The 7096-nt window shown below is 72.5% G+C and carries 4 protein-coding genes; 1 reads left to right on the top strand and 3 read right to left on the bottom strand.

Annotated features, from left to right (window positions below; genetic code table 11):
* Positions 1 to 115: 115 nt before the first annotated feature.
* From ABT186_RS22910 to ABT186_RS22900, 3 genes are all read right to left on the bottom strand, one after another.
* Complete coding sequence (locus ABT186_RS22910) at positions 116 to 4051, bottom strand: Rne/Rng family ribonuclease (protein WP_351926520.1); 3936 nt, start codon at positions 4049 to 4051, stop codon at positions 116 to 118.
* Positions 4052 to 4310: 259 nt separating this feature from the next.
* Entirely contained in the window at positions 4311 to 5096 is a 786-nt protein-coding gene (locus tag ABT186_RS22905; protein ID WP_351225157.1) for a TIGR03936 family radical SAM-associated protein, read from the bottom strand.
* A gap of 48 nt (positions 5097 to 5144) precedes the next feature.
* Positions 5145 to 6218 (bottom strand): hypothetical protein, encoded by a 1074-nt coding sequence (locus tag ABT186_RS22900; protein ID WP_351926518.1) that lies wholly within the window; start codon positions 6216 to 6218, stop codon positions 5145 to 5147.
* Positions 6219 to 6376: 158 nt separating this feature from the next.
* Between ABT186_RS22900 and ABT186_RS22895 the strand changes: the two genes are divergently transcribed.
* Complete coding sequence (locus ABT186_RS22895; protein ID WP_351225161.1) at positions 6377 to 6961, top strand: TerD family protein; 585 nt, start codon at positions 6377 to 6379, stop codon at positions 6959 to 6961.
* Positions 6962 to 7096 lie beyond the last annotated feature (135 nt).

Raw genomic sequence — 7096 nt, 5'->3', positions numbered from 1 at the left:
CGCCGCGCCCCCCCCCCGCCCCTCGCCCCGCGCGACCCTGTCCCCCCCCGAGCACCAACCGGGCCCGGCCCCCCCGCGCTTCCGTGTCCGCGGCGCCCCATGGGTGAGGGCCGGGTCAGTCCTCCGTGGCCACCGAGACCGTCGGCTGAGACTGCTGCTCGGCCGCAGCCGTCTTCTTCGCCGCCGCCTTCTTGGCGGTCGTCTTCTTCGCGACGGTCTTCTTGGCGGCCGTCTTCTTGGCCGTCGTCTTCTTGGTCGCGGCCTTCTTCGCCGTCGCCTTCTTGGCGGTCTTGCGGGCCGCCTTCTTGGCGGGCGCCGACGCCTCGGCCTCCGCAGGAACCTCGGTCCCCGGCTCCCCGGGAGCCTCCGCCGCCGACGGGACGACCACGACCGCCGTCTCCTCGGACGAGGTGGGCGCGGTGGTCTTGCGCACGGCGCGGCGGCGCGGACGGGCCGGGGCGGCACTCTCGACGGGTGCCTCGACGGCTGCCTCGACCGGCTCGGCGGCCTGCTCGGCCACGGGCTCGGCCGGAGCCTCGGCGGCCTCCGGCTCAGGCTCGGCGACCGTCACCACGGCCTCCGCCGGCGTACCGGTCGGCGCCGACACCCGGCGGGTGGCACGGCGGCGCGTACGGCCCTTGGGCGCGGCCTCCTCCTCGACCGGCGCGGGCGCCTCGACGACCGGGTCCTCGGCCGCCACCGGCTCCGCCTCCGCGGCATCCCGCGACTTCGGTGCGCGCTCGTCCGTACGGGACTTCGGTGCCCGCTCCTCGGTCCGCGGTGCGCCCGCCGGAGCAGACGCCCGCCGGGTCACCCGGCGCCGCGAACGGCCCCGGGAAACGGCGGCCTCGGCCTCGGCGACGCTGCTGTACAGCTCCTCGTCCGGCGCGAACGCAGGCTCGGGCAGCGCAGCCGGGACCGCGACCTCGGCGGCCACTTCGACCTCGGTCTCCACGGCGGCCGGCACGGCCTCGACGGCCTCCTCGACCTCCGCGGCCACCGCCTCGTGCGTCTCGGGCTCGGCCTCGGCTCCGCCCCGGCCGCGCTTCTTGCGCTTGCCGGCGCCGACGGCGGCCGCCTGCTCCATGTGCACGATCACGCCACGGCCGTTGCAGTGGACGCAGGTCTCGGAGAAGGACTCCAGCAGACCCTGCCCGACGCGCTTGCGGGTCATCTGCACCAGACCCAGCGAGGTCACCTCGGCGACCTGGTGCTTCGTACGGTCCCGGCCCAGGCACTCCAGCAGGCGCCGCAGCACCAGGTCCCGGTTGGACTCCAGCACCATGTCGATGAAGTCGATGACGATGATGCCGCCGAGGTCGCGCAGCCGCAGCTGGCGCACGATCTCCTCGGCCGCCTCCAGGTTGTTCCTGGTGACGGTCTCCTCGAGGTTGCCGCCCTGACCGGTGAACTTGCCGGTGTTGACGTCGATGACGACCATCGCCTCGGTCCGGTCGATCACCAGCGAACCGCCGCTGGGCAGCCAGACCTTGCGGTCCAGCGCCTTGGCGAGCTGCTCGTCGATCCGGTACGTGGCGAAGACGTCGATCTCGGAGGTCCACCTCTGCAGCCGCTCCGCCAGGTCGGGCGCGACGTGCGAGACATACCCGTGAATGGTCTGCCACGCGTCGTCACCGCTGACGATGACCTTGGAGAAGTCCTCGTTGAAGATGTCGCGCACGACCCGGACGGTCATGTCCGGCTCGCCGTACAGCAGCGTCGGTGCACTTGAGCTGCCGCCGCTCTTCGACTTCTTCTGGATGTCCTCCCACTGCGACTGCAGCCGCTCGACGTCCCGGCGCAGCTCCTCCTCGCTCGCGCCCTCGGCGGCGGTGCGCACGATGACACCCGCGTCCTCGGGGACGATCTTCTTGAGGATGGTCTTCAGCCGGGCCCGCTCGGTGTCGGGCAGCTTGCGGCTGATGCCGGTCATCGAGCCCTCGGGCACGTACACGAGGTAGCGGCCGGGCAGGGAGACCTGGCTGGTCAGACGGGCGCCCTTGTGTCCGATCGGGTCCTTGGTGACCTGGACGAGGACCGACTGGCCCGACTTCAGGGCGGACTCGATGCGGCGCGGCCCGTTCGCGAGGCCGAGGGCCTCGAAGTTGACCTCACCGGCGTACAGGACGGCGTTGCGCCCCTTGCCGATGTCGATGAAGGCGGCCTCCATCGACGGCAGGACGTTCTGGACCTTGCCGAGGTAGACATTTCCGACGTACGAGGTCGACTGCTCCTTGTTGACGTAGTGCTCGACGAGCACGCCGTCCTCCAGGACGCCGATCTGCGTACGGTCGCCGTTCTGCCGGACGACCATCACGCGCTCGACGGCCTCGCGGCGAGCGAGGAACTCGGCCTCGGTGATGATCGGCACTCGGCGGCGGCCCTGCTCGCGCCCCTCGCGGCGGCGCTGCTTCTTGGCCTCCAGACGGGTCGAGCCCTTGATGGACTGCACCTCGTCGGACGGGTGCTCGTCCTTCTTGCGCGGCTCGCGGACCTTGACGACCGTGCGCTCCGGGTCGTCGGACGACGGCTCGGTGTCGACGGCCGTGTCACCGGCGCGACGACGACGACGGCGGCGACGACGGCTGCTGGAGGACCCGGACGCCTCGCCGTGCTCCTCCTCCGCCTCCTCGGTGTCCTCATCCACCTGCTCGGCGGTGTCCTCGGCGTCCTGTGCAGCCTGCTCGGCGGCGAGTTCCTCGGTCTCCTCGGCCTCCGCGGAATCACCCTCGGCGGCCTCACCGCGGCGACGGCGACGGCCACCGCGACGGCGGCGCCGGCGCGAACCGGTCTCCTCGGTCTCGTCGGTCTCCTCGCCCTCGGCGGAGTCCTCCGGCTCCTCGGCCTCCTCCACCTCGTCGGTGGTCTCGGCCGTCACGGCCACGGGCTCCTCGTCACCGCCCCGGCGACGACGGCGGCGGGGCTGCGCTGCCATCTCCTCCTCGGGGACCTCCTCCTGCTCCGCGGCCTCGGCGGCAGCGGCAGCGGCGGCCCGCTCCGGGGTCTGGAACATCGGCTCGGTGAACACCGGTGCCTGGAACACGGCGACAGCGGGCCGCGCGGGCCGCTGCACGGCCTCCGGCGACTCCTCGACGGCCGGCCGCGCGGGCTCGGAGAAGCCGGTGGCGGCCTTGCGGACGACGCGACGGCGGGAGCGCCGCGGGGCGGCGTCCTCGGCGACCGGCTCCGGCTGCGACGGGGCCGGGATCTCGGCTGCCACCGCGGTCACGGTCTCCTCGGCCTCGGTCTCCTCGGCGACGGTCACGGGCGCCTCCACAGGCGTTTCGGCGGCTTCGTCCGCGGGAGCACCGGCGGGCGCGGACACCCGGCGGGTGGCCCGACGGCGGGTACGGCGAGGGGCGGCCTCCTCGGCCGCGGGGATCCCGGCGGCGAGGGCCGGCTCGGCCTCCTCGCTCACCGGTGCCTCGGCGACCGCGACGGCGGACTGGGCCACGGGAGCCTCAGCGGCCTCGGACGCCTCAGTGGGCGAGGTCACGCGGCGGGTGGCACGACGACGCGTACGACGCGGCGCCGCCTCCTCCACGACCGGCTCCACCTCGGCCGCAACGGCCTCAGGCACCTCGGCACTCTCGGCACCGGCAGGCACCACCACCTCGACCGCCTCGGCAGCCTCCAGCGCACCGGCAGGCGCCGACACACGACGCGTGGCACGACGACGCGCAGGACGCGGCGCGGCCTCCTCCCCGACGGCCTCGGCCTCGGCGGCCTCAGGCACCTCGGCCTCATCGGACACGGCGGCCTCGGCCACCGCCTCCGTCTCTTCGATCTCTTCCGCCCCAGTGGCCTCCGCAGCCGTCACGGCCTCGGCAGGCTGCACGGCCTCCACGACGCTCGTGGTCTCCGCGGCCGGTATGGCGGACGCCGTCCCGGTCACGGCCTCGGCCGTCGTGGACTCGGTCGTCGCGGCATCGGCCGCGGCCGTCGGCGGACCCGCCGGGCGCGACGCGGCGCGGCGCCGGCGGCGCGGCGGCAGGGTGTCGCTGGGGGTGTTGTTTTCGGAACCCTCGATGGGCTCGTTCGGTTCGAGCATGCGGGCGTTTCTCCCGTCAGGCTCCCGGGCGCCGCGCCTGGTCCGGCATCGCCGGTGACGTCCGCGGCTCGCGCGATGCGCGGTGCCGCCGTCCGGGGCGCGGGCGCCGCACGGGAGCTCTCTGTGTCCTGTCTCGCCGGTTCCGTACGCCATGTACGTACGGCCTGGCGAAAGTCTTCTGGTCGGTGCGCTGCCCGACCCAGGTGGCTCCCGAGTACGAGGGCGGCGCTACGACGTCCGTCCCTACGCGGAACCTTCCTTACTCCGGCGCCGTCGCGGCGGCAGTGGCGGCGGCCGTGTGGGGCTCGGTCGCTGCTGCCTCGCGGTCGGGCGCGAGCGGGTCGGTCACCGTGCCGGTCTCTTCATCGAACAGCCCCTGCGCCAGCCTGGTCACCGCTGCGGGGACCGGCGGCGCCAGGTCGGCCACGGCGCGGAGACCGGACAGGACGTCGTCGGGTCGTACGGCAGGCGTCACGTGCCGAACAACCAGCCGCAGTATCGCACAGGGCTGGTCCGTCGGCCTATCAGCCTGCGAACTGTGCGTTTTCGCGTTCTCCAGGTTCTCAAGGCTTGCGACCGCGGAGCGGGCGTCGAAGGTGCGAACACCATTCTTGGTCATGCGCTGGACCTCGACGGTCCCGGCCGCCTTGAAAGCCGCCACCGCGCGGTCGGCGTCCGCGGGCGGAACGCCGTCCAGGCGCAGCTCCCACACCGACCCCGTGAGCCGGTCGGCGAGCCCCGACGTACGGGCCTCGACCGCCTCGACGATGTCGAGCCCGGCGGGCAACGACTCGTCGAGGAGCTCGCGCAGCTTCTCCGGGTCGCGCGCCTCGGTGAGCGCGATCTCCAGGTACTCCGCCTCACTGCCCGTGCCGGTGGGTGCGGCATTGGCGTACGACACCTTCGGATGCGGCGTGAACCCCGCCGAGTACGCCATCGGCACCTCGGCACGGCGCAGCGCACGCTCGAAGGCGCGCTGGAAGTCACGGTGGCTGGTGAACCGGAGGCGGCCGCGCTTGGTGTAGCGCAGTCGGATGCGCTGCACCGCGGGTGCGGGCGGCGGGCCTTCGGGCTGTCGCTTGCCCAGTGTCGTTCAGTCCTTCGTGAGAGCGGTCGTACTGCTACCTAGAGTACGTGTCTCACCGGCCGCAGGTTCCCGCCGGGAGACCGCCAATGGCTCGCCGGGGTCGCCGAGGAGCATGCGGCGGAAGTCGGCCCGGGCCTGTCGTGCGGACTCGCGCGCGGAGGCAAGCGCCTGCCGCGCGACCCGGCCCACGCTGCGCGCAGCCTCGGCTGCGGGCCGCAGGACGGTGTCCCGTACGACGTGCCCGACCGGTGTCAGCACGTTCCGGTACACCCACCGCACCGGCTCCACGAAGATCCACCGGAAGAGGGTGCCGAGGAACCGGCCCACGGCGAGCGAGATGTGCCCGGCGATGCGCCAGGCATGCCCGAGCGCGTCCCGGATCTCACGCCCGACGACGGCGAGGACACGTCCGGCCGGGGTGAGGATCCACCGCCACAGGGCGAGCGCGGGCAGCACGACCAGGACGCGCACGGTCCAGTAGAGGGCGATCCCGATGCCGGTGAAGATCATGCGGACGAGCCACGCGAGACCACCTGCGACCCAGGCGATCCCGTGCCCGACGGGCGTCAGCACATGGTGGTGGATCCACACCGCCGGCGCGACGACCAGATACCGCACGAGCCACGCCAGCACCGCGTACGCCCCGGCCCCGAGGGCGGCGAGGACGTATCCGATGCCCTTGAACACCCGGGTGACGGCATGCCCTGCCGGGGTCAGCACGCGCGCGTACACCCAGGCGAGGCCGTGCCCGAGGGGCGTCAGCACACGCCGGTGGACCCACACCGCCGGTACGACGACGAGGACTTGGCCCAGCCGGGCGACTCCTCGGCCGAGCGGCACGAGGACGTACCGCCACAGCATCACCCACGGCCATACGAACACCGCCCGGCCCACCAACAGCAGGGCCCGGCCCACCGGCCGCAGAACGGTGTCCCGCAGGAACCTCCCGCAGACGACCAGCGCGTCCCACACCATGCGCACCGGCACGACCAGGACGAGCACGACGATCCGCACGGGCAGACGGACCGCGACGGTGAGACACCCCTCGGCGGGCTGCTGCTGCGGCTTCTCCGGGTCCATACCGGCTTGGACGCCTCAACCGCCCGCGCGGATGCGCGGGGTGCTCCACCGCCTGCACGGTCTCGGTGCCGGCTCGTGACGAACCAGTCGAGTAGAACGGCGAAGTCCCAGGCACACTTTGCGTGTCGAAGTCCCGTCACCCAGAGGATGACTCACACATGATTACGCTCACGAAGGAAGACGGCCCGGCGGATCTGGACGGAGTGACCCATCTGTCCATCGGAGTGTCCTGGGACCCCACCGCCGGCACCAGCGGCGGGGTGATGGGCGTGCTCCGCCGCAAGGCCGGCACCGACCTCGACCTGATCGCCGTCGCCATGCAGGGCACGGACCCGGTGCGCCTCGCGGGCCTCGACTCGCTGGACCCCATGGGCAACGGCTCCCTGGTGCACAGCGGCGACAACCAGACCGGGCGCGGCGACGGCGACGACGAGACGGTGACGGTCGAGTTCGCGCGGATACCGCCGCACATCACGTCGATCGTGTTCGTCGCCGCCGCCTTCAAGAAGGGCAGTTCCTTCCAGAAGGCGCGCAACATCAGCTTCAAGGTGTACGACGCGACCGGGGGCAGCTCTCAGCAGGTCGCCGACATCTGGCCGAGTCTGCTCACCCAGGACAACGGCTGCGCCGTGGCCAAAGCCATGCGCGTCGGCAACAGCTGGAAGCTCGAGGTGATCAATGTGACGGGGAAGATCAAGCAGGGTGACGAGCATGCCCTGATGCGCTTCGCCATGAGCAAGTAGGACTTCGCCATCGAGAAGGAGGACTTCGCCGTCAGCGGGTGGAAGTTCGCCAGCAAGAAGTTCGTCATCAACAGGTGGGACAAGGTCCCCGCGGCCCGGCACCCGCGTGACGTCCGGGCCGCGGGAACCGAAGAT

The organism is Streptomyces sp. NPDC001634 (genome assembly GCF_040298185.1).
Taxonomy (GTDB): Bacteria; Actinomycetota; Actinomycetes; order Streptomycetales; family Streptomycetaceae; genus Streptomyces.
Note: the sequence above shows the minus strand (reverse complement) of the source record. Positions and strands in the feature narration are given on the sequence as shown.